25 protein-coding genes are annotated in these 26,806 nt (G+C 60.8%); 18 read left to right on the forward strand and 7 right to left on the reverse strand.

Annotated features, from left to right (window positions below; genetic code table 11):
* Positions 1-34 precede the first annotated feature (34 nt).
* Genes ACJSDX_RS09420 through rlmF form a run of 6 tightly spaced genes read left to right on the forward strand, consistent with a single transcriptional unit; the run spans position 35 to position 3,496 of the window.
* On the forward strand, positions 35-292 hold the full coding sequence (locus ACJSDX_RS09420; protein ID WP_407994482.1) for a type II toxin-antitoxin system Phd/YefM family antitoxin: 258 nt from the start codon (positions 35-37) through the stop codon (positions 290-292).
* Positions 280-585, forward strand: a complete 306-nt coding sequence (locus ACJSDX_RS09425; RefSeq protein ID WP_407994483.1) for a type II toxin-antitoxin system RelE/ParE family toxin — start codon at positions 280-282, stop codon at positions 583-585. Before ACJSDX_RS09420 ends, ACJSDX_RS09425 begins: the two co-directional genes overlap by 13 nt.
* Complete coding sequence (locus tag ACJSDX_RS09430) at positions 582-1,520, forward strand: alpha/beta hydrolase (RefSeq protein ID WP_407994484.1); 939 nt, start codon at positions 582-584, stop codon at positions 1,518-1,520. The genes ACJSDX_RS09425 and ACJSDX_RS09430 overlap by 4 nt, the downstream gene beginning before the upstream one ends.
* Before the next feature lie 41 nt (positions 1,521-1,561).
* Positions 1,562-2,155 carry an SAM-dependent methyltransferase gene (locus tag ACJSDX_RS09435; protein ID WP_407994485.1) on the forward strand — a complete coding sequence of 198 codons (594 nt, stop codon included), beginning with the start codon at positions 1,562-1,564 and terminating at the stop codon, positions 2,153-2,155.
* Positions 2,156-2,464 carry a putative quinol monooxygenase gene (locus ACJSDX_RS09440; protein WP_407994486.1) on the forward strand — a complete coding sequence of 103 codons (309 nt, stop codon included), beginning with the start codon at positions 2,156-2,158 and terminating at the stop codon, positions 2,462-2,464.
* A gap of 18 nt (positions 2,465-2,482) precedes the next feature.
* Entirely contained in the window at positions 2,483-3,496 is a 1,014-nt protein-coding gene (gene rlmF / locus ACJSDX_RS09445; RefSeq protein WP_407994487.1) for a 23S rRNA (adenine(1618)-N(6))-methyltransferase RlmF, read from the forward strand.
* Positions 3,497-3,629: 133 nt separating this feature from the next.
* Here the strand turns inward: rlmF and ACJSDX_RS09450 are convergent, their stop codons facing one another.
* From ACJSDX_RS09450 to ACJSDX_RS09465, 4 genes are read right to left on the reverse strand one after another with little or no spacing between them, the layout of a single operon-like run.
* Complete coding sequence (locus ACJSDX_RS09450; RefSeq protein ID WP_407994488.1) at positions 3,630-4,754, reverse strand: ABC transporter permease; 1,125 nt, start codon at positions 4,752-4,754, stop codon at positions 3,630-3,632.
* A 39-nt stretch (positions 4,755-4,793) separates the two neighbouring features.
* On the reverse strand, positions 4,794-7,550 hold the full coding sequence (gene rbbA / locus ACJSDX_RS09455) for a ribosome-associated ATPase/putative transporter RbbA (protein WP_407994489.1): 2,757 nt from the start codon (positions 7,548-7,550) through the stop codon (positions 4,794-4,796).
* Entirely contained in the window at positions 7,547-8,617 is a 1,071-nt protein-coding gene (locus tag ACJSDX_RS09460; protein ID WP_407994490.1) for an HlyD family secretion protein, read from the reverse strand. The genes rbbA and ACJSDX_RS09460 overlap by 4 nt, the downstream gene beginning before the upstream one ends.
* A gap of 14 nt (positions 8,618-8,631) precedes the next feature.
* Positions 8,632-10,116: an efflux transporter outer membrane subunit gene (locus ACJSDX_RS09465; RefSeq protein WP_407994491.1), complete on the reverse strand. Its 1,485-nt coding sequence runs from the start codon at positions 10,114-10,116 to the stop codon at positions 8,632-8,634.
* Positions 10,117-10,284: 168 nt separating this feature from the next.
* On the opposite strand from ACJSDX_RS09465, the gene ACJSDX_RS09470 reads away from it, so the two are divergent.
* The 5 genes from ACJSDX_RS09470 to ACJSDX_RS09490 all read left to right on the forward strand — a co-directional run bounded on the left by ACJSDX_RS09470 (position 10,285) and on the right by ACJSDX_RS09490 (position 15,753).
* Complete coding sequence (locus ACJSDX_RS09470) at positions 10,285-10,947, forward strand: TetR/AcrR family transcriptional regulator (RefSeq protein WP_407994492.1); 663 nt, start codon at positions 10,285-10,287, stop codon at positions 10,945-10,947.
* Positions 10,948-10,956: 9 nt separating this feature from the next.
* A complete protein-coding gene (locus tag ACJSDX_RS09475) occupies positions 10,957-11,952 on the forward strand; it encodes an Lnb N-terminal periplasmic domain-containing protein (RefSeq protein ID WP_407994493.1) in 996 nt (331 codons plus the stop codon).
* Between the two features lie 10 nt (positions 11,953-11,962).
* The gene (locus ACJSDX_RS09480) at positions 11,963-14,059 is read left to right on the forward strand and encodes an esterase/lipase family protein (RefSeq protein WP_407994494.1); all 2,097 of its coding nucleotides are present in this window, start codon (positions 11,963-11,965) and stop codon (positions 14,057-14,059) included.
* 161 nt (positions 14,060-14,220) lie between these two features.
* The gene (gene xth, locus ACJSDX_RS09485; RefSeq protein WP_407994495.1) at positions 14,221-14,988 is read left to right on the forward strand and encodes an exodeoxyribonuclease III; all 768 of its coding nucleotides are present in this window, start codon (positions 14,221-14,223) and stop codon (positions 14,986-14,988) included.
* Between the two features lie 189 nt (positions 14,989-15,177).
* A complete protein-coding gene (locus ACJSDX_RS09490; protein WP_407994496.1) occupies positions 15,178-15,753 on the forward strand; it encodes a nitroreductase family protein in 576 nt (191 codons plus the stop codon).
* Positions 15,754-15,772: 19 nt separating this feature from the next.
* On the opposite strand, the gene ACJSDX_RS09495 is transcribed toward ACJSDX_RS09490, so the two are convergent.
* Positions 15,773-16,660 carry an SDR family oxidoreductase gene (locus ACJSDX_RS09495; protein WP_407994497.1) on the reverse strand — a complete coding sequence of 296 codons (888 nt, stop codon included), beginning with the start codon at positions 16,658-16,660 and terminating at the stop codon, positions 15,773-15,775.
* Between the two features lie 178 nt (positions 16,661-16,838).
* Here ACJSDX_RS09495 and ACJSDX_RS09500 point away from each other — a divergent pair, with 178 nt between their 5' ends.
* The 7 genes from ACJSDX_RS09500 to ACJSDX_RS09530 all read left to right on the forward strand — a co-directional run bounded on the left by ACJSDX_RS09500 (position 16,839) and on the right by ACJSDX_RS09530 (position 23,405).
* Positions 16,839-17,249, forward strand: a complete 411-nt coding sequence (locus tag ACJSDX_RS09500; RefSeq protein WP_407994498.1) for a hypothetical protein — start codon at positions 16,839-16,841, stop codon at positions 17,247-17,249.
* A gap of 137 nt (positions 17,250-17,386) precedes the next feature.
* Positions 17,387-18,076: an MgtC/SapB family protein gene (locus ACJSDX_RS09505; protein WP_407994499.1), complete on the forward strand. Its 690-nt coding sequence runs from the start codon at positions 17,387-17,389 to the stop codon at positions 18,074-18,076.
* Between the two features lie 179 nt (positions 18,077-18,255).
* The gene (locus ACJSDX_RS09510; RefSeq protein ID WP_407994500.1) at positions 18,256-19,872 is read left to right on the forward strand and encodes an AAA family ATPase; all 1,617 of its coding nucleotides are present in this window, start codon (positions 18,256-18,258) and stop codon (positions 19,870-19,872) included.
* Between the two features lie 155 nt (positions 19,873-20,027).
* Positions 20,028-21,371: an anti-phage deoxyguanosine triphosphatase gene (locus tag ACJSDX_RS09515; protein WP_407994501.1), complete on the forward strand. Its 1,344-nt coding sequence runs from the start codon at positions 20,028-20,030 to the stop codon at positions 21,369-21,371.
* Positions 21,372-21,501: 130 nt separating this feature from the next.
* The gene (locus ACJSDX_RS09520; RefSeq protein ID WP_407994502.1) at positions 21,502-21,810 is read left to right on the forward strand and encodes an MliC family protein; all 309 of its coding nucleotides are present in this window, start codon (positions 21,502-21,504) and stop codon (positions 21,808-21,810) included.
* A gap of 136 nt (positions 21,811-21,946) precedes the next feature.
* Positions 21,947-22,636, forward strand: a complete 690-nt coding sequence (aqpZ, locus tag ACJSDX_RS09525) for an aquaporin Z (RefSeq protein WP_407994503.1) — start codon at positions 21,947-21,949, stop codon at positions 22,634-22,636.
* 85 nt (positions 22,637-22,721) lie between these two features.
* The gene (locus tag ACJSDX_RS09530; protein ID WP_309564099.1) at positions 22,722-23,405 is read left to right on the forward strand and encodes a YoaK family protein; all 684 of its coding nucleotides are present in this window, start codon (positions 22,722-22,724) and stop codon (positions 23,403-23,405) included.
* 1 nt (position 23,406) lies between these two features.
* Here the strand turns inward: ACJSDX_RS09530 and ACJSDX_RS09535 are convergent, their stop codons facing one another.
* Positions 23,407-24,678 carry a sigma-54-dependent transcriptional regulator gene (locus tag ACJSDX_RS09535; RefSeq protein ID WP_407994504.1) on the reverse strand — a complete coding sequence of 424 codons (1,272 nt, stop codon included), beginning with the start codon at positions 24,676-24,678 and terminating at the stop codon, positions 23,407-23,409.
* Entirely contained in the window at positions 24,675-26,801 is a 2,127-nt protein-coding gene (locus ACJSDX_RS09540; RefSeq protein WP_407994505.1) for a sensor histidine kinase, read from the reverse strand. Before ACJSDX_RS09540 ends, ACJSDX_RS09535 begins: the two co-directional genes overlap by 4 nt.
* Between the last annotated feature and the right edge of the window lie 5 nt (positions 26,802-26,806).

Genomic DNA, 26,806 nt, shown 5'->3' on the forward strand with positions numbered 1-26,806 from the left:
CTATAGTGATACTTTTAATGTTGGAGATCTTGGAATGAAAGTCGAATTGGTGACCAACCTGAAACGCCAGGCTACCAAGATTCTCGCAGATTTGCATGCGTCGAAGGAAGCGGTGCTGATCACGGAGCATGGGCAGCCGTCTGCGTATCTGGTGGATGTGCAGGATTACGAGTTCATGCAACGCAGGCTGGCATTGCTGGAGGCGCTGGTCAAGGGTGAGCGGGCCGTGCTTGAGCAACGCACTTTGACGCACGAGCAAGCCAGGGACCGTATGCAAAAATGGCTGAAATAATCTGGACGTCTCCGGCATTGGATCAACTGGATGAAATTGCCGAATATATTGCGCTGGATAAACCTGACGCGGCACGCAAGCTGGTAGGGAATGTATTCGACAGCGTAGAGAAGCTGGCGCAGTTTTCCCAGTCTGGCCGGGTACCGCCTGAATTGCCCGATTCGGTCTATCGTGAAGTCGTATGCCCGCCTTGCCGGGTTTTTTACCGCCAAGAGCGTGGTACGGTCTTGATTTTGCACGTCATGCGCGAAGAAAGGCAATTGCGCCAATATTGGCTGGAGCATCAGGAATGAATTGGCGCTTGTTGATGGCGGCGTGGCTGATGGTTTTCATGCAGGGCGTTGCACATGCAGCCGTGGAAGAGGCTGTCGTGCAATTGCAAACCGCCAACGGCGTTCTCGAGGGAACATTGCTGGTGCCCGAGGCGAAACGCGGCATGCCGGTGGTTCTCCTGGTGGCAGGGTCTGGCCCGACAGACAGGAACGGCAACCAGCCCGGCCTGCATCACAACGCCTTATTGCAGCTATCCGGCGCGTTGGCGCAATACGGGATTGCGAGCTTGCGCTACGACAAGCGCGGCGTGGGCCGAAGCATGAGCGCCGCGCCCAGGGAGGAGGATTTGCGTTTCGAGCAATATGCCGCCGACGCGCGCGATTGGGTGAAATGGCTTGCGCGGGACAAGCGCTTCGGCAATGTGACCGTGATCGGCCACAGCGAGGGGTCGCTGCTCGGCATGCTGGCTGCGCGGCAGGCCAAGGTGGCAAACTTCGTTTCCATTGCCGGGCCGGGCAGGTCCGCCGACCAATTGCTGCAGATGCAATTGGCTACCCAGCCTGCCGAGATACAGTCCATGGCGTTGCCTGTGATCGAGAGGCTGAAGCGGGGCAAGACGGTAGACCTGGTAAATCCCGCCCTGCAGGCATTGTTCCGGCCCAGCGTGCAGCCGTACCTGATTTCGTGGTTCAAGTACGATCCCGCCAAGGAGGTCGCCAAGTTGAAGATGCCGGTGCTGGTGGTGCAAGGGACGGCGGATATTCAGGTGGATGAAGAGGATGCATGGTTATTGGGGGCGGCTAATCAAAGGGCGACGGTCATCTCGATCGACGGCATGAACCATATTTTCAAGAAATCGGTGCCGGACCACGCGCAGAACTGGAATACCTATACCCAGCCCGAGCTGCCTATCATGCCGGAGCTGGCTGCGGTGCTGGCGCGGTTCATCCGCTAGGACGGCAAGTTGAATTAGCAATAGCGCTGGAGCACATCACCATGTGGGACGAACGATACGGCACCGAGGCTTATGCCTACGGCAAGGCCGCGAATACTTTCCTTGCGAAGCATTTCCGCGCCATTCCCCAGGGCAGGGTGCTGAGCATTGCCGAGGGGGAGGGGCGCAATGCGGTATTCCTGGCCAGGCACGGATACGCCGTGACGGCGATGGATGGTTCCGCCGTCGGGCTGGAAAAGGCCGGGAAGCTCGCCAGGGAGCATGGCGTCGCGATTGAATGCATCCATGCCGACCTCGCCAGTTTCGATTTCGGCGAGCAGCAATGGGACGGCATCGTCTCGATTTTCTGTCCCATGCCGTCGGGCTTGAAGGCCGTCGTCTTCCCCAAGATCGTCAAGGGGCTGAAGCCCGGCGGGGTATTCCTGCTGGAAGCCTACACGCCGGAGCAGTTGGAGTACGGCACCGGCGGCGGCAAGGACGCGGACGCCATGATGACGCAAGCTATACTGAGCCACGCATTGCATGGATTCAGCTTCGATTGGCTGCAAGAAGTGGAACGCGAGGTGGTGGAGGGCGCTTACCATACCGGACTGGCCTCGGTGGTGCAGGCGATAGCAGTCAAGCCAACCATATAGATGAAAGAACAAGTTGCCATGTTGAAGGTGATCGCCGAGGATTTTATCAAGCCGGAATACATTGACCTGGTAGCGCCGCTGTATGCGGAGCTGGTCGAGAAGACCCGGCAGGAACCGTTATGCATTGCGTACGACCTGTTCACCGACCAGAAAGACCCTGGGCATTTCATCTTTGTCGAGGAATGGCCTGACCGGGCGGCGCTGGACATCCATTGCCAGACCGAACATTTCCGCCGGCTGGTGCCGGCTATCAATCAATACCGGCGGCAGGAAGGGATATTCCTGCTCATGGATGCGTTCGCAAGATAGCGCATCCATAACCAGCCTATGAGCCAGCGTTCCGTCCCGGACGAGAAATCCGGCCTGCATCCGCGTAACCGGCACCGCCAGCGCTACGATTTTGCGTTGCTGGTCGAAGCCCATCCTGCCCTGGCAGCATTTGTCAGGCTTAATCAATATCAGGATGCCAGCATCGACTTTGCCGACGCGCAGGCGGTCAAGACCCTGAACCAGGCCTTGCTCAAGCATTATTACGGCATTGCGGAATGGGACATCCCGCCGCAATTCCTCTGTCCGCCGATTCCTGGCCGGGCGGATTACGTGCATTGCTTGGCAGATCTGCTGGACGCAGGCAATGACGGAGATATTCCATACGGCGGCAACGTCAGGGTGCTGGATATCGGCACAGGCGCCAACCTGGTGTATCCCATCGTCGGGCAAAGGGAATACGGCTGGCATTTCGTCGGTACCGACATCAATGCCGAGGCGCTGGAGAATGCGCAAAGGATCGTGACAGCCAATCCTGGCCTTGCCGCTGCGGTCGAATTGCGCTTGCAGCGCAACGCAGGGGCGGTGTTCTCAGGGGTGGTGCAAGAAAACGAGCGTTTCGACCTGACCATGTGCAACCCGCCTTTCCATGCATCCCAGGCGGCGGCCATGGCGGGGACGCAGCGCAAGTGGCATAACCTGGAGCGCAGCCGCGGCAAGCCTGCGGGCAAAGGCATGCAACCCGCCAGACCAGGCCGTACGCCAGGCAATCAGCCTGGCATCCGGCTCAATTTTGGCGGGCAGGCCGCCGAGCTGTATTGCGAAGGCGGCGAAGAGGCGTTCATCGGCCGCATGGTCAAGGAAAGCGCGGCGGTTGGCGCGCAATGCCTCTGGTTTACCACGCTGGTATCCAAGGCCGCGACGTTGCCGGCGGTATACCGCAGCCTGAGGGCGGCGGGTGCGTACAAGGTGAAGACAATCGACATGGCACAGGGGCAGAAGAAAAGCCGTTTCGTCGCCTGGACGTTTCACGACAAAGCCGGCCAGCGCGCATGGAACCGCGAGCATTGGTAGACGGTGTCACCATAATTTACTAGAACGGCTAATAAAACTCTCCTGGCGTTGTTGCCCTGCCTTGTCGTACTCATTGTACTGCCTGCGGCAGAGCGCCTAGCCAGGAACGCTTCGCTGAGTTTTGTTAGCCGTTCTAAGCCATGCGGCTGATCGTATTGCGGAAACGCGTCAGCGAGACGATGAACAGCACGGTGCCGATCAGCAGCAACGCCAGGAAGGAACCCCAAACCACATCCAGCCCGGCGCCGCGGAACAATATCGCCTGACCCAGTTCCACGAAGTGGGTGGTCGGCGCCAGCAGCATGATGTTCTGCACGAATTCCGGCATGCTTTCGCGCGGCGTGAGGCCGCCGGACAGCATTTGCAATGGCAGCAGGGTCAGGATCATCAGCATGCCGAACTGCGGCATGTTGCGCGCCAGCGTCGCCATGAAAATGCCCATCGAGGTGGTGGCGAACAGGTGCAGGGTGGCGCCCAGCAGGAACAGGCCGATCGAGCCCTGGATGGGCACCTGCAGCAAGCCTTCGACGACGAACACCAGTGAGCAGGTCGAGGCCACCAGCACCACCAGCGCCATGGACCAGACCTTGGCCAGCATGATCTCGGTCGGCGTGACCGGCATGACCAATAAGTGTTCGATGGTGCCATGCTCGCGCTCGCGGATCAGCGCCGCGCCGGTGAGGATGATGGAGAGCATGGTGATGTTGTTGATGATTTCGTTCATGGCGCCGAACCATGCCTGGATCAGGCTGGGGTTGAAGCGCATGCGCAGCGCCAGCTCGACCGGGAGTTCGGTTGCACTGCGGTAGCGTTGCACGAATTCGTTGACCTCGGTGAGCACGATTTCCTGGATATAGCGGTTGCCGGAAAAGGCCTGCGACATGCGGGTGGCGTCGACGTTGAGCTGCAGCGCGGGCGATTTGCCGGCCAGCACGTCGCGCTGGAAATCGGGCGGGATATGCAGGGCGAACGTGTAGTCGCCGGCATCCATGCCCGGGTCGATCTGGCTTTGCGTGATCAGCGGCGGCGTGGAAAAGTGCGGCGGGTAGAACGCGGAGATGATGCGCGCGGACAAGGGCGAGGCGTCCTCGTCGACGATAGCGATCGGGGCTTTGTGCAGGGTTTCCGGCACCGCGGTGGCCGAGCTGTAGATCATGAGCGTGAAGGTGTAGCCGATCAGCACCAGCATGATCGGGTCGCGGATCAGGCTCCAGAGCTCCTTGACGCCCAGCCGGTAGATGTTGGCTAGATGGCGCATGGGGCGATGTTCTCGAATGGAGTCGGGCGGCGCTTCATGTCATTTATCCTGTTTCTTCAGCAGGAGGATGGTCGTCACCAGCACCACGGGAATGGCGACCAGCAGCGGCCAGAACGAGGCGTGCAGGTCGGAGAAATCCAGCGCCTTGCTGAACACGCCGCGCGTGATGATCAGCATATAGGTGGTCGGGTATATTTCGCCGATGATGCGGCCCGCGCCTTCCAGCGACGAGAGCGGGTTGAGCATGCCGGCGAACTGCACCGCCGGGACGATGGAGGCGATCATGGTGAAAAACAGCGCGGCAATCTGGCTGCGGGTGAAGGTAGAGGCGAGCAGGCCGATGCCGGTGGCCACGATGCAATAGAGGAAGGCGGCCAGCGCCAGCGTGGCGAAGCTACCCTTGACCGGCACGTCGAACACGGTCACGGCGAGCAATACCATCAGCAGGAAATTCAGCATGGCGAGCGCGACATAGGGCAATTGCTTGCCGAGCAGAAACTCGGTGCGCGTCACCGGCGTCACGTAGAGGTTGATGATGGAGCCCAACTCCTTCTCGCGCACCACGGACAAGGCGGACAGCATGGCGGGCAGCATGAGCAGCAGCAGCGGGATCACCGCGGGCACCATCGCAGGCAGGCTGCGCACGTCGGGGTTGTAGCGGTAGCGCGTCTCTATGGTGGCTGCGCTCGCGACGCTGACGCCCAGTCGCTCCTGCGCCTGTTGCTGCAGCCATTGCTGGTGCATGCCTTGCACATAGCCCTGCACCGTCTCGGCGCGCTGCGGCATGGCGCCGTTCACCCAGGCGCCGATTTCGGCCCGGCTGCCGCGCTGCACGTCGCGGGCGAACCCGGGCGGTATCTCGATGGCGAGGGAAAGTTCGCCGCTGCGCATGCGCTGGTCCAGTTCCTGGTAGTCGCGGATCGGCGGCTGCTCGATGAAGTAGCGCGAGCCGGAAAGGTTGAGCGCGTAGTTCTGGCTAAGCGTGGTCTGGTCGCGGTCCAGCACGGCATAGGTCAGGTTCTCGACATCCATGCTGATGCCGAAGCCCATGACGAACATGAGCAGCATCGAGCCCGCCAGGGCGAGGCCGCCGCGTACCGGGTCGCGCTGCAGCTCCAGCATTTCGCGCCAGAGGTAGCTGAACATGCGGTTGAGGCTGAAAAAGCGATGCGGAGCCTGGTGGCTGCTTTGCGTAATATCTGGCGTTGTATTGCTGGCTTGCTGAGCGGCGTGATCGGTGCCGCCGCCTGCTTCCACCAGGTAGTCGATGAAGGCCTGCTCCAGCGTATCGGCGTTGCGCTGCGCGACGATGTTCGCGGGCGTGTCGCTGACCAGCACCTTGCCCGCATGCATCAAGGACATGCGGTCGCAGCGCTCGGCCTCGTTCATGAAATGGGTGGAGATGAAGATGGTGACCCGGTCGCGGCGCGACAGCTCGATCAACAGGCGCCAGAAATTGTCGCGGGCGACCGGGTCGACGCCGGAGGTCGGCTCGTCGAGGATCAGCAGCTCGGGCTTGTGCACCATGGCGACGGCCAGCGACAGGCGCTGGCGGATGCCGAGCGGCAGACCGTCCGGCAGGCTGTCTAGCGCTTCTTCCAAGTCGAAGCGCTGCACCATTTCATCCACGCGGGCGGGAATGTCCGCTTCCGGCACGTGGAACAGGCGGGCATGCAGCACCAGGTTCTGCCGCACGGTCAGCTCGGTGTAGAGCGAAAACGCCTGCGACATGTAGCCGACGCGGCGGCGGGTGTCGATATCCCTGGGGTCGATCTCGTGCCCGAACAGCCAGGCCTGCCCTTCGCTGGCCGGCAGCAGGCCGGTAAGCATTTTCATGGTAGTGGATTTGCCGCAGCCGTTGGAGCCGAGAAAGCCGAAAATCTCGCCGCGGCGGATGCGGAAGCTGACGTGGTCGACGGCGACGAAATCGCCGAAGCGCATGGTGAGGTCCTTGGCCTCGATAGCGATGTCCGCGTCGCTGCCGTCGCCCTCGGGCAGTGGCGGAATCGTGACTTCCTCGTGGCCCTGCTTCTTTTCTTCCGGCAGCAGCGCGATGAACGCGGTTTCGAGGGAGCTGGAACCCGTGCGTTCAAGCAGTTCCTGCGGCGTGCCCGTCGCCAACACCTGGCCGTCATCCATCGCCACCAGCCAGTCGAAGCGTTGCGCCTCGTCCATGTAGGCGGTGGCGACGATGACGCTCATGCTGTTTCTTTCCTGGCGGATGCGTTCGATCAGGTCCCAGAACTGGGCGCGGGCGAGCGGGTCGACGCCGGTGGTGGGCTCGTCGAGGATCAGCAGGTCGGGATCGTGGATCAATGCGCAGCACAGGCCCAGCTTCTGTTTCATGCCGCCGGAAAGCTTGCCCGCCGGGCGGTCGAGGAATTTATGCAGGCCGGTGCTGCGCGTGAGGTCGTCGATGCGCCGCCTGCGTTCCTGCGCGTCATGGCCGAACAGGCGGCCGAAGAACTGCAGGTTTTCTTCCACCGACAATGTCGGGTAGAGGTTCTTGCCCAGGCCTTGCGGCATATAGGCGATGCGCGGGCAGACGTCGTCGCGGTGCTGCTTGCTGGACATATCGCCGCCCAGCGCCTCCACCTTGCCCGCCTGCACCGCCCTTGCTCCCGCCACCAGCGACAGCAGGCTGGACTTGCCGACGCCGTCCGGGCCTATCATGCCCACCATGCAGCCGGCCGGGATATCGAGGCTGATGCCGTCCAGCGCCGTGATCTTGCCGTAATGCAGGCTGACGTCCTGCAATCGGACGACAGGCGTTGGCTGTTGCCTGGTACCGCTCACTCCGGTACTTTCACCGCCAGTTCAGCAGGCCATTCCGCCTGGTTGTCCACTTTGACCCAGGCCACGCCGGGCAGGCCGGTCTTGACCAGTTTCAGGTGTTTCTGCAACAGTTCGCGGTCTATCTGCGCCTTGACGCGGAACATCAGCTTCTGCCGCTCGCTCTCGGTTTCCACCGTCTTGGGCGTGAATTGCGCAGTGCTGGCGACAAAGGAAATGGTGGCGGGGATGACGTACTGCGGCGCGGCATCAAGGATGATACGCGCCTCCGCGCCCATCGCGAGCTTGCCTGCGGCGGCTTCGGGCAGGAAGAAGGTCATGTAGACGTCCGAGAGGTCGACCAGGTTGAGCACCTTGCCGCCGCCGGCAAGCACTTCGCCCGGCTGCGCCACGCGATACTGCACGCGGCCGGCGCGGGGCGAGGTGAGCTGGCTGTCGGTGATGTCGGCCTCGATGCGGGCGATGGTGGCTTCCGCCGCCGCCACGGTCGAGCTGGCGCCTATCACCTGCGCCTTGGCCGCATCGATGGCGGCCTGCGATGCGGCGACTTGCGCCTTGGCGGCTTCGACGGCGGCTTGTGCGCTGCGCACCCTGGCGCGGTCGTCGTCCAGTTCCTGGATGGAGGAAGCGCCTTCGGCCGAGAGCGTCTCGGAACGCGCCAGGCGGCGCTGGGCGGCGTCGAGCTCGCTCTCGCGCTGTGTCACCAGCGCTTGCGTGGCGCGTTTGTCGCTTTCGCGCAAGGCGACCTGCGCCTGTGCGGCCACCACGCTGTTGAGCGCCTGCTGATGCTGTGCACGCGCTTCATCGCGCTGCGCATCCAGCACTTGCACCTGCATGTTGGCAAGCGGTTGCCCCTTCTCGACGAAATCGCCCTCGTTGACCAGGATCTCGTCGACGCGGCCTGCCAGCTTGGTGGCGACATCGATTTCTATGGCTTCTATCCGTCCGTTGCCGCTGGCGAGGCCTTCAGTGTTGTTATTGCCGTTCATGGCCTGCCAGGCATAAAAGCCGCCGGCGGCCAATGCGGCAATGATCACGAGCGGGGCGAATTTTTTGATTTTTGGGTTCATATGGCGTGATCCGTTCAATTGGCGGGCTGCCGGTTAATAGGCGTAATCGGGGGCGAGGACACGGCAATGGATTGCGATCCGCCGCCCAGCGCGGCATACAGGCTGACCTGGCTGGAGAAGAGTGCGCGCTGCATTTGCACCAGCTGCTGTTCAACGTCCAGCAGGCTGCGCTCGGCGTCCAGCACCTCGAAATACGAAGTGGCGCCATGGTCGTAGCGCAGCTTGGCGAGGCGGGCGCGTTCCGCCTGGGCATCCAGCATCTCCTGCTGGCTGACCAGTTGCTGCCGTATGCCGTGCTGGGCGGCCAGGGCGTCCGCCACCTCGCGGAAGGCGGTCTGGATGGTTTGCTCGTAGCTGGTCACGGCCAGGTCGCGCCTGACCTCGGCGAACTCGAGGTTGGAGCGGTTGCGCCAACCATCGAAAATCGGCAGTGAAACGCTGGGGGCGAAGCTCCAGGCGTGGCTGCCTGCATCGAACAATCCATTCAGTTCGCGGCTGGCGGTGCCGAGCGAGGTAGTCAGCGTGACGCGCGGGAAAAACGCCGCGCGCGCCGCGCCTATATTGGCGTTGGCCGACTTGAGAAGGTGTTCCGCGGCAATGATGTCCGGGCGTTGCGTCAGTACTTCGGAAGGCAGTCCCGGCTTGAGCTGGTGCAGCATCTTCGTTTCGGAGAAGGCATGGCCGGCCGGAGCGAGCTCGACGGGCTTGCCCACCAGCAAGGTGAGCGCGTTGAGCTCGGTGGCGCGGGATTGCTGCAATTGGTAGAGCAGGGTCTGCGCCTGGGCGAGCAGCGCCTGCACCTGCTTCAGGTCGAGCTTGGAGGTGGAGCCGACATCGAACCTGCGCTGGAAAATCCGTACCGATTCCTGGCGGCTTTCTATGGTTTTCTCGGCAATCAGGATGCGCTGATCCAACTCGCGCAAATTGAGGTAGCTGTTCGCCACCTGCGCCACCAGTGAGATGGCGGAAGCTCGCTGCGAAGACTCGGCGGCGAGGAAGGTTTCGAGCGCGGCATCCCTGAGGCTGCGGATGCGGCCCCAGAAATCCAGCTCCCAGTTGCTGATGCCGAACCCCGCGCGGTATTCGCTCAGGACCATGGGCCGCCCGATCAGGCTCATGTCTTCCGGCGTGCGCGAGCGGGCGAAGCTGCCCTGGGCGTTGAGGCCGGGGAACAAGTCCGCCCGTTGCACGCCATACAGCGCCCGCGCGCCTTCAACGCGCTGAATCGCGCTGCGCAGGTCGCGGTTGTTCGCCAGCGCGTCGCCGATCAGGCCTTGCAAGGTGGCATCGGCGAAATAGTCCTGCCAGGCCAGGCTGGCTGCATCGGTGCCCGTGTCTGCGCCGGCCTGGGGGAAATGTTCCGCAACCGGCGCGGCCGGCCGTTCATAATCGGGCGCCATGGATTTGCAGCCCGCGAGTGCGAGGCATAAGGCGGCAATTGCGAGCTGCCAGTGCTGATGCCTGCTCCGTGGTTGCGGCAAAGGGGTGGGTGTTTTCATTGTTGTCGTATCTCGCTAGCCTGGGCAAGAAAGCTTTGCCTACCCTGATACAAGTAATTTCTAAACTCAACAATGGTTACTTTACTCTAGTTTCAATTACAATTGAAACTGTTTTTGCCGGACTGCATGTTGGTTCAGTGCAGCGGCCAACCATTAATCGGGCACAACATGAATGCTTCTTCCCAATTAAGCCAACCGTTAGCGGGCCGTGAAATCCGCTCCGACGGACTTGCCACGCGCAAGCTGCTTTTGCAGCGTGCTGGCGAGATTTTCGCCGAGCGCGGCTACAGCGACACCACGAGCAAGGAAATCTGTGAGCGCGCCAATGCCACCGTGGGCTCGGTGAACTACCATTTCGGCAGCAAGGCGGGCCTGTATCATGAAATACTGACTGACGTGACGCAGTATATCCTGCGCCTGGAAATGCTGGAGGCAATTGCGGCAAGCCAGCGCCCGGCCAAGGAAAAGCTGGAGCGGATACTGGACACGGTCCTGGCGGCGCAGGCCTCGCAGGATTGGCAGATACGTCTGTTTTTCAGGGAGCTGACTTCTCCCTCGGCCGAATTCGTGGAGTATCTTAGCCAGGATGCCTCTCCAAAGGTCACTATCATCAAGCGGATATTGAGCGAGATCGTGGGTTCGCCCGCCGATTCCGCGATTGTGGACCAATGCCTCCTGAGCATGTTTTCCTTGTGTTCGTTTCCGTACATGGCAGACGCCAAGGCCTTGGAGCACTGCGTTTCCTCCGCATCGTGCGAGGCGGCTACATTGCACCGGCATATCAAGCGTTTCATCCTGGCCGGGCTGGACGCGCATACTATCACGCGGTAACTGGCGCTCATGGGCAAATTTTTTCATTTAGCCATCCGTTTCCTGCTCGGCTTTGTGTTTTTATTGAGCGTGGTTTGGGGTGCTTTTGCGCTCTATTACCAGTTCCCGGCCACTCAGTCGTTAAAACTCCTGGCGATTGCGGGGTGGCTAGGTATTGCCGGAGCCAGCCTGATCGCAGTGCGTCGTCATGGCACGAAGCGCGGGAGCTTGGTCTATATTGCTGCTCTTGCCTGCTTGCTCGGCTGGTGGCAGAGCTTCACGCCTTCCAATGAGCGGGAGTGGGCCGACGATGTTGCCGAGACCACGACTGCAATTCGGGATGGAAGCGTGGTCACATTCAGCCACGTGCGGAACTTCGATTGGCGCAGCGAAACCGATTATAAGCCGCGCTGGGAACAACGCCGCTACGACCTGGACCAGCTCCGGAGCGTGGATATGCTGCTTTCCTATTGGACTGGTCCCGCCATTGCCCACACCTTGGTATCCTTCGGATTCAGCGATGGCCGTTACCTGGTGTTTTCGGTAGAAATCCGCAAGGAGCGCCATGAAGCCTTTTCCGAAATCGGCGGCTTCTTCAAGCAGTTCGAGACCAGCCTGATCGTGGCCGACGAGCGCGACATCGTGCGTGTGCGCACCAATATCCGCGGCGAGGACGTATACCTCTACCGCATCAGCATGCCGCAGGAAGCCATGCGCGAGCTATTCCTGGCGTACGCCGGCGAAGCGAACCAACTGGTGGCAAAGCCGCGCTTTTACCACACGGTGACCGCCAACTGCACCACGGTGGTCTATGAAATGGTGCGCAAGATCATCCCGGGGCTGCCCATGGATTACCGCCTGTTGCTGTCCGGCTACCTGCCCGAATACCTTTACAGTATCGGCGGCCTGGACACCCGCTTTCCTCTCGATACATTGCGCCGGAACGGAAGGATCACCGATAGGGCCAAGGCGGCAGACCAGGACCCTGATTTTTCGCGCTTGATCCGAGACAATATGCATGAGTGAGTTGCCAAATATGCGTTTGCCATCTTTTCTTTCCTTGAGGCTGTTGTTCGCCCTGCTGGTCGCGTCGTTTGTGTTGCAAGGGTGCGCAGGCGTCAAGGTTTCTTCGGTGCAAGTAAAGGATTATCTCAACCAGCGCCGGGGCGATGTCCTGACCACGGGCAACTTGAGCCATGCGACGGATGAGAGTCTACGCGTGGTCGGGCTGGATGCGTCCAGCTGCCTGGCCAGCGCCACGGAGTGCAAGCAGGCGATTGCCAGCTCGCAAGGCTTGCGCGACGAACGGCGCCTGGCGACATTGTCGGAACTCTGGCTGAAGACCGCGCTGGATGGCGAAAAAGCCGATCAATCATTGCACAACGGGCACGCCACGCTAGATGCCTATCTGCAAAGCGCGCGTTATGCCTATGCCTACCTGTTCCATACCAGCCGCCAGCCTAGCGAGCGGGCTTTTGAAGACAGGCAGACCCAGGTGCGGGACTACTATAACTTTGCCGCCCAGCAGGTGTTGACCCTGTTGTTCAGGATGCACAAGCATGGCGGCCAGGACCGGCAGCCATTGCAGTCCGTGGGGAACTGGCAGTTGCAGACCCGCCTGGAAAATATCCGCTTGCCGGAGGGGCAGCCGGTACCGGAAGAAATCATTCCCGCTTCCTCGCTTACTTTTACCGGCCTGCGCAATATGTATCGGCGCGACGGCCTCGGGGCCGAGCTGGTCGCGGTGACTAGGCCTCCCGTCGTGGGCAAGGAGGATAGCGCGCCATTCAGCGAAACGGCCTATCCGGCTATTTCCGTCGTTCTCCTATTCAAGGGAGAATCCATCAATGAAATCCTCGATACGCAGCAAGTGGAGATCGTCGGCTACGACCCATACCGCCAAGCCAGCATCCAAGTGGGCAATACCCAGGTGCCGCTGGCGGCCAACTTCACTTCCGGGTACGGATTGTGGCTGGCGCGTTCCGGCTTCGCTGCGCAGGCGATCAACACCTTGTTCGGCCGTGCTACTGGCCTTGACGACGCGCACATCTACCTGATGCAGCCGTTCGATCCCAACCGCCGTATCATCCTGATGCTGCACGGTCTCGCGAGCAGCCCGGAAGCGTGGATCAATGTGGCCAATGAAGTATTGGGCGACGAGGAGCTGCGCCAGCATTACCAGATATGGCAGGTTTACTATCCCACCAATGCCCCGCTGGCCTACAACAATTTCCATATCCGCGCCGCGCTGCAGACGGCGCTGGAAACGCTGGATCCGGGCGGGACCTCTCTTGCATCCAACCATATTGTGGTCGTCGGGCACTCCATGGGCGGCGTGCTTTCGCGCCTCATGATCTCGTCTTCCGGTGAGGAACTGTGGGATTCCTTTCTTGCCAATTATCCGTTGCAAGGGCAGAAGCTGGAACGGGCACAGGAGAGGCTGGGGCCTTATCTCAGGTTCGAGCCGGTACCGCAGATCAAGCGCGCCATCTTCGTGGCCGCCCCGCACCGGGGAACCCCGTTTGCGGAAAACAACCTTTCCCGCTGGCTTTCCAACCTGATATCTCTGCCGGTCAATATGGCGCGGCGCTTCAGCGACGTATTGATCGTGAATCCGTCAAATGACAGCGGCACTGCAGATGGCGGCAAGACCGTGCGCATTCCCAACAGCATCAATAACCTGAGCGACCGCGACACTTTCGTCCGGCTGGCATCCAACATGCCGGTGGCGCCGGCCGTCCCTTACCATTCCATCATCGGTAACTACACGCCCAAGCTTGCATTGGATGATTCCGACGACGGCGTGGTGCCTTATGTCAGCGCCCACCTGGCAGGCGCGCAATCCGAACTGGTGATCCCCTCCTGGCATAGCGTGCAGGAGACGCCGCAGGCCATTCTGGAAATCCGCCGTATCCTGCGCCTGGATATCGACAGCGCTTCACAGAGCCTGTTCAATGTCTTTTCATCGGGCACGCATGGGTCCAAAACGTGTCCGGTCAAGGCGCAGTCCGCAGGTAATGCTGATGCTTTGCCAAGGACTGCAACGCGGAGCGGGCGCGTTTTGGAGTCATGCCCTTCGGGTTGCCCCGGCAGCGCAGCCGCTGCTGCGTTGCAAATCCTCGCCGGGCAATGAGCACGGTTGCGGTTTGCGCCTTGCTTCGACTACCCTGACGGGGCAACGTGCCTGATGAAAAGACATTGAACAGGCTCTAAGAATACCAGGCCTACGTCGCAAGATAATCCGCCAGCAGTGATACACTCAAGGATTGACCAATTGCTCCGACACATTGCTTTATGAAACTCGCCACCTGGAATGTGAATTCCCTCAATGTCCGTCTGCCGCACGTGCTGGACTGGATTGCCGCTGAAAAACCGGACGTGCTCTGCCTGCAGGAAACCAAGCAGGAGGACAGCAAATTTCCCTATGACGCATTGAAGGAAGCAGGCTACAACGCCGTGCATAGCGGCCAGAAAACCTATAACGGCGTGGCGATCCTCAGCCCGCACGCGATCGAGGACGTGACGTTCGGCATCCCGGGGCTGAATGACGAGCAGAAACGGCTGTTGACCGCTACCATCAACGGCATCAGGATAGTATGCGCTTACATCCCAAACGGACAGAGCCTGGATTCCGACAAATACCAATACAAGCTGGGATGGCTGGAAGCGCTCACGGCCTATCTCCAGGCCGAACTCGCCGCCCACCCGAAACTGGCCTTGCTGGGCGACTACAACATTGCCCCGGAAGACCTCGACGTGCATGACCCGGCAGCATGGGAGGGCCAGGTGCTGGTGAGCGAGCCCGAGCGCGCGGCGTTCCGCGCCATAGCAGCACTGGGCCTGCATGACGGTTTCCGCCTGTTCGAGCAGGAGCCGGCCAGCTTCAGCTGGTGGGATTACCGCATGGCGGGCTTTCGCCGCAACCTCGGGCTGCGCATCGACCATATCCTGGTCAGCAATGCGCTCAAAAGCGAGTGCCTGCGTTGCTGGATAGACAAGGGGCCGCGCAAGCTGGAGCGCCCGTCCGACCATACGCCGGTGGTGCTGCAGCTTGCATGCTGAAGGCATGCAGGCAAGGTAGAAAAAGGGAGAGTCGCTGCAGACGGAATTTGGACAGCATATCCGGGCGTGGCTGAAAAAGGAGAATTTCGATATTCAATTATCTGAGGGCTCGGTAAACAGGCCGTACTGCAGTATGTAGCGAGCTTAATTTACTGGCCTGATCCAGATATTGTGCATTTTGAGGAAAGCATGAATTCCATACATGACCAAACTATAGCAACCCTCCTGTCCCGCCGTTCTGCCTGGCCGTTGAGCGAACCGGCGCCTGCGCCGGCAGAACTGGAGGCCATCCTGCAGGCGGCAGCCGTCGCGCCTGACCATGCCGGCTTGCGTCCCTGGCATTTCAAGGTGGTGCAAGGAGAAGACAGGCAGGCGCTGCTGCATCGGGTATTACAACACCCGGATGCGCAAACCGGTCAGGTGCAGGCGTTGCAGGGAAAATACGCCCTGAAGCTGACGACGGCGCCGGTGGTGATCGTGCTGGCCGCGCGCATCACGCCGCATCCCAAGGCACCGGAGTTTGAACAATTGCTGGCGGCCGGGGCCGCAGTCATGAGCATGCTCAATGCCGCCCATCTGCTGGGCTACAGCGGCTTCTGGAGCAGCACGCCTGAGCCGCTGGCGGCATTGCTGCACAAGGTCATGGGGTTCGGGGCGCAAGACCGGATCATCGGCCTGTTGAACCTGGGCACCCCTGCCAGTGTAACGAAGCCCAATGCAGCCCGTACGCCATGGCAGGAATACGCCCAGCGCTGGCGTGCCTGAAGCTTTCAAGCCACCTCGTCTAATGCCTTGTGGTGCCGTGGATATGGCCGCTTCCGCCTGCTTTATACAAGGTGCCCTGCGGATTTTGCGGCGGACGGACATGCTGCTGCTTATCTACCAGGCGCGCGGAAAGCTTTTCCGCCAATGCCGGCATGAGTTTGCTTAACGAGATATTGAGGCTCGCCATCAGCCCCACCCTGATATTGCGCCCGCCTTCCTGAGCCGCATGCAGGATGGCTTCTGCGACCAGTTGCGGGTCTATCATGGGATCCGGCAGCTTGGGCTCGCGCGACATGTAGTTTTTCGCGTGTTCCGGATAGGGCGTGTCTACCGCGGTAGGCTCGATCAATGTGATGGAGACCGGGCTTTCGTCCACATCCTCGATTTCCACGCGCAAAGCGTCGGTGAACCCTTTGACCGCATGCTTGGAGGCGGTATACATGCCTTGCAGCGGTATCATGCTCTCGGACACTTCGCTGCCGACATTGATTAGCACGCCGCCGCTATGGCGCAAGTGCGGCAATGCCGCGAGCGAGCCGTTCACCACACCCCAAAAGTTGATGTCGAAAAGGCGCCGGCTGTCTTCCTCGTCTACTTCGTCCAGCCGGCCGTAAATGGAGACGCCTGCATCGTTGACCCAGGTGTCGATGCGGCTGTAGCGGGCCAGCACCTGGTCGACCACCCTGTTGACTTCGGACCGCTCCGAAACGTCGGCCGCGACATAGAGCGCCTCGCCGCCGCTGGCATTGATTTCCTGGGTGAGCTGCGTCAAGGTCTCCTCGCTGCGTGCGACCAATACCACGGTCGCACCGAGCGCCGAGGCCATGATGGTTGTGCACAGGCCGATGCCGCTGGAAGCGCCCGTGACGACAATGACTTGTTCTTGCAATGGCTTGTGTTTGGACATGATGGTGCTCCTATCCGGATAGATCGCTCCATGCTACGCCGCTGAGCAGTCATGCGTATCGGTGCAAGCCGCAATCGCGTGTAGGAGTCCGTTTCGAGCACAGCCCTGTGACGCCATGATGTCAACGTGGTTAATGGGATAACCGTTAAAAACCCACATGACAAAAAAGGCGACTGATATGAGCATCACAAGCCACCAAGGCGAGGCAAAACGGGAAACCTTATTCAACCAGAGTCCGCAGAGCTTGTTTGTCTACGTCAAGATCCCGGTCAAGCCCCATGCGCGGCAGGACCCTTTCCACCAGCGGGAAAACGAGCTTGCCCGGCTGCTGCTGGAAGCCGAGGCAGGCACCGTGATAGGCTGGGGGCAGTCGTTCAGCGATGCGGAGCAGGACGGTTCACAGCACGTGTTGCACCAGCGTGTCGATATCACGACGCATGATATTGGCATGGTGCGCCCCATATTGCGTACATTGCTGGAAACGCTCGCCGTGCCAGCGGGCACCGAGATTCATTACAACGATAACGGGCAGGCATTGATGGATGTCTATTCCCGCCATGGTTGGCGTTTGGAACAGCCTCCGTTCTAGCGTCCCGAGTCCTGGTCGCGCGCAAGCCCGTTCCGGCTGTTATCCTTAAAAAGCCGCGCACGGTACATCAGTGCGGTCTTTCCTTTATCATGGCCGCTTTATCCTGATGACAGCGGGCACATCTGGCGAGGTTGCGCATGCATGATTATTTCCTGATTACCATCCATCTTGTGAGCGCCATCGCGGCCGGCGGCATCATCGGACTGGAGCGCAGTTTTCATGGCCGTCCCGCCGGTTTCCGCACGCATACGCTGGTTTGTTTGTCCTCCAGTCTGCTCATGCTGCTGACGCTGTATCAATGGAAACTGCTGCCCGGAGTGCCGGAGGATACGATCAAGGCGGATCCTTCCCGCATGGCGCAAGGCATCATGACCGGCATCGGTTTCCTCGGCGCCGGGGTCATCTTCAAGGAGGGCTTCACCGTGCGCGGCCTGACCACGGCGGCCTCGATCTGGATCACGGCGGCGATCGGCATCATGTTCGGCATCGGCTTTTACTTCCCCGCCGTTCTGGCCACCTTGATGACGCTGGGCACGCTTTCCCTGTTCCGCTGGATAGAGGTGCGCCTGCCGTCCCACTATTATGCGCATTACCAGATATCGTTCGACCGTTATAACCCGATGCCGGAAAGGGAACTGAGGCAGTTCATCACGGACAAGGGCTTCACCATCGCCAATATGAGCTACGCCATCTCGCATGACGGCAAACTGCTGGAATACAGCATGATCCTGCGCACTTCCGACCAGGACAATATTTCCGTGCTGGCGCATGCGCTGCAAGAAATGGACATCGTCCGCACTTTCCGCATCGCCCCGACGCGGGATTAGAGCCGCTAGCGGAACTCAGCGAACGGTGCTGACTAGGCGCTCTGCCGCAGGCAATACGGCAAGGCGGAGGAACAATGACAGGGTTTGTTAGCGGCTCTTAGCTGTGCAGTCTGTGGCGTCTTGCGATTTCATGGCAATATGCGGTTTGCCCTGTATACCGACGGTACAAGAATCAAGCAATGCCATTGACCATAAGCGCCCAGCTGTTACATGCCACGAAAAGCGAATTGCTGCGCGAATACCGCGCCCAGGCTGCTGCTGACAGCCCCCGCTTTTACAGCATCAATACCGCCATGCTCGACCGGCAGGCCTTGCAGGATATCGTGGACGCTGCCCGCGCGCTGGGCGAAACCGCTACCGCGCTGGTTGCGGGTTCCCTGCTTGCGGCGATGGACGGACAGGCCGCAGGAGCGGTCGAGGGTTTCGAGGCTTTTCCTGCCCAGTTGCTTGCGTTCTTCCGTCAGGGCCTGGTCGACGGCTGGCTATATGCCGCCGGGGACGATGGCCGTCTTTATCCCGAGCTGCTGACCCGTATCAGCGCCACGCCGGGCATTCCCGGCCGCTCCAGCCCTTCGGTGATGCTGCATACGCAGGCCTACGGCTATTCCAACGAGGACAGCTACAGGGCCAAGTACGGCCCGCAGGTGATGGCGCATGCCTTCCTGCCCCAGGATGTCCTCGGGCACCGGATCGGCGATGTGCTCGCTGCGCGCGGCCTGTACCACGAAACGCCGGAAATGAAGGCCGCGCATACGGCTTCCGTGACCCGGCACCGCGAGGTCGTCCAGCATGCGTTCGCGCGGCAGTTCCGCCTGAGTGGCGCAGCCTATTGCTACGAGGAGAACAATTACCGCCGCCGCGGCCAGCTGCTCGACGGGCACCGGGTGATCCACGACCTGGAAGCCGGCGACTACGCCGCGTTCACCCACCATGCCGAATCCGAGATCACCGACGTACTGGGTAGCGCGCATGGCCATGCCGTCATGCCCGAGCACCCGCTGACGCGCGTGTTCGACCTCAAGACCCATGAGTTCCTCTGGGCGCACAGCGACAATCTGCAGCCTTATGCCTATGACAAGAGCCTGCGGCACAAGCTGGTGCTGCCGCAAAGCCACCGCGAACTGCTGGACGTGCTTACCACGGATGTCGACGTATTGGTGGACGACCTGATCGAGGGCAAGAGCGCTGGCAACGTCATCCTGTGCAAGGGGCGGGCGGGGGTGGGCAAGACCCTCACGGCTGAAGTGTATGCCGAATTGATCGAGCGGCCGCTGTATGCCATCCATTCCGGCAACCTGGGCACGGTGCCGGAGCAGATCAACAAGAACCTGCAGAAGATATTCATGCAGGCCAGGCGCTGGCATTGCGTGCTGTTGCTGGACGAGGCCGACATCTTCGTCATGCAGCGCGCTTCCAATATCGAGCAGAACGCCATCGTGGCCGAGTTTTTGCGCACGCTGGAATATTTCGACGGCCTGCTGTTCATGACCACCAACCGGCCGGACGACATCGACGATGCCATCATTTCACGCTGCGCCGCGATCATCGACTATGCCGTGCCCGGCCCCGAGGATAGCGCTGCCATCTGGCGCGTGATGGCAGCGCAGTATCAGGCGGATATGGACGAAGCTCTGATTGCGGAGCTGGTGGCCAGTTTTCCCGGCATCGCGCCGCGCGACATCAAGATGCTGCTGCGCCTCGCGCTGCGGCTGGCGAAAAAGCGCGATGTGCCCCTGAGTATGGAAATCTTCCGCCAATGTGCGATGTTCCGCGCGGTGCGAGCTGCCAGCCATTGATACGGTTTTGCCTTCAAGGTATCACTGCGTGCGCCCCCGTGCCATGCATCAACACTGTCTGCGGCAACCCGTCTTGCGCCACGTTTGCAGGCAAAACCGTATAAAACTTGCCGGCTGGGTGTCGTTCCGTAGCGCTTTCATGGCAATATCACGCCATGCAGAATAACCAAGACAAGACCATGGAGGACTGGGTGGACCGGAGGCGTTATGCCGCGGGCTATACCGGGCAGCCTTTCAACTCGGATGAGGTCGACGGGGAATACCAGCGCGACCGCGCGCGCATCATCCATTCGGCCTCGTTCCGCAGGCTGCAGTCCAAGACGCAGATTTTCAGCATAGGCGACAGCGACTTCTACCGCACGCGGCTGACGCATTCCCTCGAGGTCGCGCAGATCGGCTCGGGCATATGCGAGCAATTGCGCCAGCAATACAAAGGCAATGCGGAATACAGCACCTGGATCCCTTCCCTGAGCCTGATCGAGGCCATTTGCCTGGGCCACGATCTTGGGCATCCGCCGTTCGGGCATGGCGGCGAGGTCGCCTTGAACGCTTTCATGCATGGGTACGGCGGCTTCGAGGGCAACGGGCAGACCCTGCGCATTATCGGCAGGCTGGGCGAGTACTCGCCCGAGCATGGACTGGACCTGACGCGCCGCACCATGCTCGGCTTGCTGAAATATCCGGTGCTGCACAGCGAGGCGGCGAATTATGGCTCGGCGGCGCAGGGCGCTTCTTCCAACATCGAGTACGCCAGGCCGCCCAAGTGCATCCACGATGAAGAGGCGGATATCCTGGACTGGATACTCGCGCCGCTGCCCGAGGCGGACCGCGCCCGGTTCCGCGAAACCCGGCCGGTGGCGGGCAAGCATGCCAAGTCGTTGTACAAGGGTTTCGATACTTCGATCATGGAGCTTGCGGACGACATCGCCTATGGCGTGCACGACCTGGAAGACGCGCTGGCGCTGGAACTGGTCACCGAAAGGCAATGGAAGGCGCTGGTGATGACGCAGGCGCAAGCCTTGCCCGGCTGCCCTTTGTATGAACAAGCCGATTTCTACAACAGCAAGCTGTTCTCCGGCAGCGACCGCGACCGCAAGCATGCGGTCAGCAAGCTGGTTGGCTATTTTATCGGCAACATTACGATCAGCGAGCAAACAGGCTTTGTTTCCCCGTTGCTGCGGCTGCAGGCGGAAATGCAGCCGGAGGCCCGCGCATTGCTCGATATCCTCAAGAAATTCGTCTTCGATGAAGTCATCCGCCGGCCGCAAATCCAGGCCTTGGAGTTCAAGGGGCAGCAGATGATCGTGCGCCTGTTTTCCACGTTGCTGGAAAACCCCGAGCGCCTGTTGCCGGCTGCCCATCTGGCGCAGCTGCGCCATGACGCGGAACCCCGGCGGGTGATCTGCGACTATATCGCCAGTATGACCGATGTCTATGCCACCCGCTTGTACAACCGCTTGTTCAGCCCGGATATAGGCTCGGTGTTCGACCGGTTGTAATGGCCCCGTTGGCTACAAACGTATAACGGCGTTGGGTCGCACTTGCCGTGGATCGGCACCGTCTTCGGCGACCTGTTTGGTTTTTCGACTGAAGGCAAAATCTGATAAGACGTGTAAAGGAGGGTTCAATATGATGCGTGCTTCCCTGATGCTGTGGTGCTGTTTGCTGCTGGCAGCCTGCCATTCCGGCGGCAAGCCCCAAGTGTGGCTTTACCAATGCGAGAGCGGCGGTGTGGCGCAGGTGACTTATGAGCAGGACAAGGCCGTGCTGCAATACCAGGGTGAAACCCACACGCTGGAGCAGGCTATCTCCGCGAGCGGGGCACGTTACCGCAATGCCGCGCTCGAATGGTGGAGCAAGGGCGATGAAGCCACCTTGTTTGCCGATGACCACGGTAGCGCGGGCGATATCCTTGATCGGTGCAAGCACAATTCCTAGAGCTGACACTGCGCAATTGCTGACAATTGTTGACGTTTCGATGCCATTTTCACGGCAATAAACCTCCTATACTGGCGCTGGTGGACTCTTTTATCGAGAGGGCGGCCATGACAGCATATTTAAGGAGGATCAAATAATGAATCGATATAGTGCGGAATTCCTGGGAACATTCTGGCTGGTATTGGGAGGATGCGGCAGCGCCGTATTGGCCGCGGCATTTCCCGAGGTCGGCATCGGCCTGCATGGCGTATCTCTCGCGTTCGGCTTGACCGTGCTCACCATGGCCTTTGCCATCGGCCATATTTCCGGGTGCCATCTCAACCCTGCAGTATCGATTGGCCTGTGGGCGGGCGGCCGTTTTGAAGGCAGCCAGTTGCTGCCTTACATCATTGCGCAGGTCTTGGGCGCGATTGCCGCAGGCGGGGTGCTGTATCTCATTGCCAGCGGGAAGGCCGGGTTCGATGTCACTGCAGGGTTCGCCTCCAACGGCTACGGCGAGCATTCCCCGGGCGGGTATGCACTCACGGCCGCACTGGTGGCCGAGGTGGTACTGACGGCGTTCTTCCTGTTCATCATCATGGGGGCGACCGACCAGCGTGCGCCAACATTCCTGGCACCGGTTGCGATCGGCCTGACCTTGACCCTGATCCACCTGGTCAGCATCCCCGTGACCAATACTTCCGTGAATCCGGCCCGCAGCACTGGCGTGGCAGTATATGCAGGCGGCTGGGCTATCGACCAGCTCTGGCTGTTCTGGGTAGCGCCCATCGTCGGCGGCGTGATCGGCGCCTTGATGTATCGCGCAGTCGCAGGCGGAAAAGCCTGATTTCAGCTATTCCTTGACCTGCAATGGCTGAGGTAACCATACTCAGCCATTGCAGATCGTGCAGGTTTTATGTTTTCCTTGCGGAATGCCGCTTCCTGCATCCCTGCCTGCCGACAATTCCCTGCGCGTTGCCGCCTTGCTCACGCTGTCCGGCGGTTTCCTCGACGCCTTTACCTTTGTCGGCCACGGCCAGGTGTTCGCCAATGCCATGACCGGCAATATCGTCCTCATGGGAATCGCGGTGGCCGCCCAGGACTGGGCTCAGGCTTTGCGCCATGTGCCGCCGTTGCTGGCATTCATCGCCGGGGTGTTTCTGGCGAATTGCCTGCGCTTGCCCAGGGTGAGGGAAATAATCGTCAGTCCGGCCTTGGTATGCCTGGCCCTGGAGATCGTGATGCTTGGAATAGGCAGCCAGTTGCCTGCAGACTTCCCTGACGCCTGGCTAGTGCCGGGGATCGCCCTGGTGGCGGCCATGCAGAATTCCAGCTTTACCCATATCGGCAGCTCGCCTTATAACTCGGTAATGACGACGGGCAACCTGCGGCGCAGCATAGAAAGCCTGTTCAAGGGCATCACGCACAAGATGGACCAGGTTGCATTGCATGAGGCGCGCGTATTTGGCCTGGTGTGCCTTTGCTTCCTGCTGGGTGCCGTGCTGGGCGGGATCTGCACGTTGAGCATGGACAACCTGGCCTTGACGCTGCCGGTACTCATGCTGGTTGTGGCGTTCGGCATCTGTCTTTACGATGCGCGAGCGCAACGCCAGTAAGCTACTTGGTTTTGACCCCGAGTTGCTTGAGTTTGCGGTAGAGGTGGGTGCGTTCCAGTTGCACGTTCTCCGCGACCTTGCTCATGTTGCCGCCTGCCTTGGCGATGTGGTGCTCGAAGTACAGGCGCTCGAAAGCGTCGCGTGCTTCCCTTAGCGGTTGATCCAGGTCGATGGCCAATGATGTGGCAGCGGCGTTGCCGGAGTTCTCCTGGTGCATCTGCGCAAACTGCCCGACCACCCGGTTGACGTCCGCCAGGGTGATTTTCTCTCCCAGCGAGGTTTGCACCAGGTTGCGGATCACGCTGTCCAGTTGGGCGAGGTTGCCCGGCCAGTCCGCGTTGCGCAGCGCGTTGAGCGCCGCAATATCGAACTCGCGGTAGGCGGCCTCGCCGGTTTCCACCATCAGGGCGACCATGGAGCGCGCCAGGTCGGGGATGTCCTCGCGATGGTCCTCCAACGCCGGTACGCTGACCGTGGCGATGGAAAGCGCTTGCAGCAGGGTGCTGTCGAACGCGCCTTCCTGCACCAGTTGCGGCAAGGCGCGCGCCGTGCCGCAGACCACGCGCACGTCATATTTTTCCGCCTTGGAGAGTAGGAGCAGCAGGCCCTTCTGCTCGGTCTTGTTCAGCTCGGCGACTTCCGGGATGAATATCAGGCCATCGCTGACATGTTCCAATAGTTCCAGCGGCGCCGAGGCCAGGCGTTCGGTTTCGTTGAGCTCCAGCCACGGTGAGCCCGGCTGGTGCAGGAAGCGGGCACAGAGTTCCAGGCCGCTGCCTTTGGCACCGATCAGCAGCAAGGCGGATCGCAGGTTGGCGACTTGCTCCAGGCGCTGGCGCAACTCCGAGATGACCGGGCTTTTGCCCAGGTTGAGCAGGTTCATGTCGGAGCGCGGCAGTTGCTCGCCATGCTTGAGCGCGGCATTGACGGTTTTGAGCAGCTTCTGCAGCGCGATGGGCTTTTCCAGGAAGTCGAATGCGCCGATGCGGGTGGCCTCGACCGCGGTGTCGATGGTGCCGTGCCCGGACATCATGACGACGGGCATGGTCAGCAGGCCGCCGTTGCCCCATTCCTTGAGCAGGGTGATGCCGTCGCAGTCCGGCATCCAGATATCCAGAAGCACCAGGTCCGGCCGGGCCTGCTGGCGCCAGGTGCGGGCTTCCGCCGCGTTCTCGGCCAGGCGCACCTGATAGCCTTCGTCCTGCAAAATATCCCTTAACAATTCGCGGATGCCGATCTCGTCATCCACGACTAGCACTTGCCTTGCCGTCATTGCTTGCGCTCCGCTATTGGTATGGCGACGGTGACGATCGCACCGTCTGGTTCCAGGTTCTCCACCTTGATACTGCCTTTGTGTTCTTCGATAATCTTCTTGACGATAGCCAGCCCCAGGCCGGTTCCATGCCGCTTGGTGGTCATGTAGGGTTCGAACGCATGGGAGAGTATCTCCAGCGGGAAGCCTGCGCCGTTGTCCTTGACGCATAGCTTGACGCGCTCATCCGCCAGGCTGCATGAAATGACGATTGCGGGCTGCGGATGGTGTTCCAACGCGTCCTGCGCGTTCTGCAGCAAGTTGTGCAGGACCTGGCGCAGCATGGTCGCGTCGCCGTGCACCTTGGGCAGCTCCGGCGGGATATCCACTTTGATCTGGATGGAGCCGGCCTCGTACAATGCCAGCACATCCTGGATCAATTGCCTGAGGTCTACCGTGTCAAGGCTGAGGGCCGGCAGGCGAGCGTATTCGCTGAATTCGTTGACCATGGTCTTCATGGCGTTGACCTGGCTGACGATGGTGGCAGTCGCCCGGCTCAGCATTTCCGCATCCGTCTCGCTCAGCTTGGCCGCCAGCTTGTGCTCGATACGCTCGGCGGAAAGCTGGATCGGCGTGAGCGGGTTCTTGATTTCATGCGCCAGCCGGCGCGCCACTTCCGCCCAGGCGGCGTCGCGCTGGGCCTGCGCCATCTGCGTGATGTCGTCGAATACGACGACAAAGCCTCCATCCGGGCCATCGGGCAGCCGTGTGCCGCGGACCAGCAATACTTGCTTGCCCTGGCTGGTGCTGATATCCATTTGCTCCTGCCATTCCGAGGCGGAGTCGGCCTTGAAGTAGACCTGGATGCGGTTGACGAAACTCGCCAGGGTTTCTTGCTGGTGGGCGAGCAGGTCCAGCGGCTGGTTGAGGGTTTCCTCGGTCAGCCGGACGCCGAGAATGTGGGAAGCGGCATAATTGAACGTGCGTAGCTGCCCATGCTCGCCGAGCACCAGCACGCCGGAGGAAAGGTGGGCGAGAATGGTTTCGAGATAACCGCGCGCGGCCTCCAGGCGGGCGCGGTTGCGGTCGGCGGCCTGGGTGGCGTCGTTGAGCTGGCGGGTCATGCTGTTGAAGGATTGCACGAGGATGCCGAGTTCGTCCTTGCCGTGCGCGGGCAATACCGTACCGTAATCGCCGCGGGCAATGGCGCGCGTGCCTTCGGCGAGGATGCCCAGCGGGGCGGAAAGCCGGCGGCTCAGCAAGAATGCAAATGCGATAGAGGACAACATGGCGAGCATCAATACCAGGGTCAGCGTCAGCGCGAACACTTCCTTGAGCGACTCGCGGCTGAAGGAAAGCTCCTGGTAGTCCTCATAGACATCCTGCACGGCCTCAGCCGTTTCCGACAGAGATTTGGGCACCGGTTGCAGCAACTGCAGTATGCGGGTCTCGCCCGCCATGTCGTTCATAGTTACTGGAGCCAGGACCCTCAGGTACAGTCCCTTGCCGAGAATGGGTTCAATGACGCCGTAGACATGCTGCCGTCCTTGCCGCAGTTGCGGGACGCTGGGCAGGTCGGGCAGGAAGCTGGACGGATCGCCGCTGGAGAAGGCCAGGATGCGTCCCTGCACGGTCAAGAGCACGGCGTCGCGGACGCCGCTTTTCTCGCGCAGGTCGTTGAGCACGCTCAGGTGCAGGTTGCTGGGCTGGAATGCCAGCGACAAGGCCATGGTCTCAGCCTTGTCCTCGAGGTCGGAGAGCATGATGTCCAGCGCGCTCTGGCCCAGGCGAAGGCCGCCTTCGAGCGCCGCTTCCACCTTGACGTTGAACCATGATTCGATCGACCGCGTGAGGAAGTTGACCGATACGGCGTACACAATGACGCCGGGAATAATCGCCATCAAGGCAAAGCTGCCGAGCAGGCGCAGGGTCAGCCGGCTGCCCATGATGCTGCTGCGCATCTGGCGGTACAGCCGCCAGAGCTGGATGCCGATCAGTACGATCAAGGCGACAGCCAGGGCCAGGTTCAAGGCCAGCAGCAGGTTGTAGTAATTGCCCGCGGAGGCGCTGCGGGTACTGGCGTGGGAAAGCAGGTACAGCAGTACCGCCCCCAAGACTGCGCTGATAAAGACGATGTACTTCATGTCGG

This window comes from Methylobacillus draconifructus (assembly GCF_045984355.1).
In the GTDB taxonomy this organism is placed as follows: Bacteria; Pseudomonadota; Gammaproteobacteria; order Burkholderiales; family Methylophilaceae; genus Methylobacillus; species Methylobacillus flagellatus_A.

Bases quoted from the DNA above. Each gene is read 5' to 3' on its own strand.
- ACJSDX_RS09470 (WP_407994492.1), top strand. From the start codon at position 10,285: ATGAATGCTTCTTCCCAATTAAGCCAACCGTTAGCGGGCCGTGAAATC.
- ACJSDX_RS09475 (WP_407994493.1), top strand. From the start codon at position 10,957: ATGGGCAAATTTTTTCATTTAGCCATCCGTTTCCTGCTCGGCTTTGTG.
- ACJSDX_RS09505 (WP_407994499.1), top strand. From the start codon at position 17,387: ATGCATGATTATTTCCTGATTACCATCCATCTTGTGAGCGCCATCGCG.
- ACJSDX_RS09515 (WP_407994501.1), top strand. From the start codon at position 20,028: ATGCAGAATAACCAAGACAAGACCATGGAGGACTGGGTGGACCGGAGG.
- ACJSDX_RS09490 (WP_407994496.1), top strand. From the start codon at position 15,178: ATGAATTCCATACATGACCAAACTATAGCAACCCTCCTGTCCCGCCGT.
- ACJSDX_RS09500 (WP_407994498.1), top strand. From the start codon at position 16,839: ATGAGCATCACAAGCCACCAAGGCGAGGCAAAACGGGAAACCTTATTC.
- ACJSDX_RS09430 (WP_407994484.1), top strand. From the start codon at position 582: ATGAATTGGCGCTTGTTGATGGCGGCGTGGCTGATGGTTTTCATGCAG.
- ACJSDX_RS09535 (WP_407994504.1), bottom strand. From the start codon at position 24,678: ATGACGGCAAGGCAAGTGCTAGTCGTGGATGACGAGATCGGCATCCGC.
- rlmF (WP_407994487.1), top strand. From the start codon at position 2,483: ATGAGCCAGCGTTCCGTCCCGGACGAGAAATCCGGCCTGCATCCGCGT.
- ACJSDX_RS09510 (WP_407994500.1), top strand. From the start codon at position 18,256: ATGCCATTGACCATAAGCGCCCAGCTGTTACATGCCACGAAAAGCGAA.
- ACJSDX_RS09495 (WP_407994497.1), bottom strand. From the start codon at position 16,660: ATGTCCAAACACAAGCCATTGCAAGAACAAGTCATTGTCGTCACGGGC.
- ACJSDX_RS09420 (WP_407994482.1), top strand. From the start codon at position 35: ATGAAAGTCGAATTGGTGACCAACCTGAAACGCCAGGCTACCAAGATT.
- ACJSDX_RS09425 (WP_407994483.1), top strand. From the start codon at position 280: ATGGCTGAAATAATCTGGACGTCTCCGGCATTGGATCAACTGGATGAA.
- aqpZ (WP_407994503.1), top strand. From the start codon at position 21,947: ATGAATCGATATAGTGCGGAATTCCTGGGAACATTCTGGCTGGTATTG.
- ACJSDX_RS09520 (WP_407994502.1), top strand. From the start codon at position 21,502: ATGATGCGTGCTTCCCTGATGCTGTGGTGCTGTTTGCTGCTGGCAGCC.
- xth (WP_407994495.1), top strand. From the start codon at position 14,221: ATGAAACTCGCCACCTGGAATGTGAATTCCCTCAATGTCCGTCTGCCG.
- ACJSDX_RS09450 (WP_407994488.1), bottom strand. From the start codon at position 4,754: ATGCGCCATCTAGCCAACATCTACCGGCTGGGCGTCAAGGAGCTCTGG.
- ACJSDX_RS09435 (WP_407994485.1), top strand. From the start codon at position 1,562: ATGTGGGACGAACGATACGGCACCGAGGCTTATGCCTACGGCAAGGCC.
- ACJSDX_RS09540 (WP_407994505.1), bottom strand. From the start codon at position 26,801: ATGAAGTACATCGTCTTTATCAGCGCAGTCTTGGGGGCGGTACTGCTG.
- ACJSDX_RS09460 (WP_407994490.1), bottom strand. From the start codon at position 8,617: ATGAACCCAAAAATCAAAAAATTCGCCCCGCTCGTGATCATTGCCGCA.
- ACJSDX_RS09480 (WP_407994494.1), top strand. From the start codon at position 11,963: ATGCGTTTGCCATCTTTTCTTTCCTTGAGGCTGTTGTTCGCCCTGCTG.
- ACJSDX_RS09530 (WP_309564099.1), top strand. From the start codon at position 22,722: ATGCCGCTTCCTGCATCCCTGCCTGCCGACAATTCCCTGCGCGTTGCC.
- ACJSDX_RS09465 (WP_407994491.1), bottom strand. From the start codon at position 10,116: ATGAAAACACCCACCCCTTTGCCGCAACCACGGAGCAGGCATCAGCAC.
- ACJSDX_RS09440 (WP_407994486.1), top strand. From the start codon at position 2,156: ATGAAAGAACAAGTTGCCATGTTGAAGGTGATCGCCGAGGATTTTATC.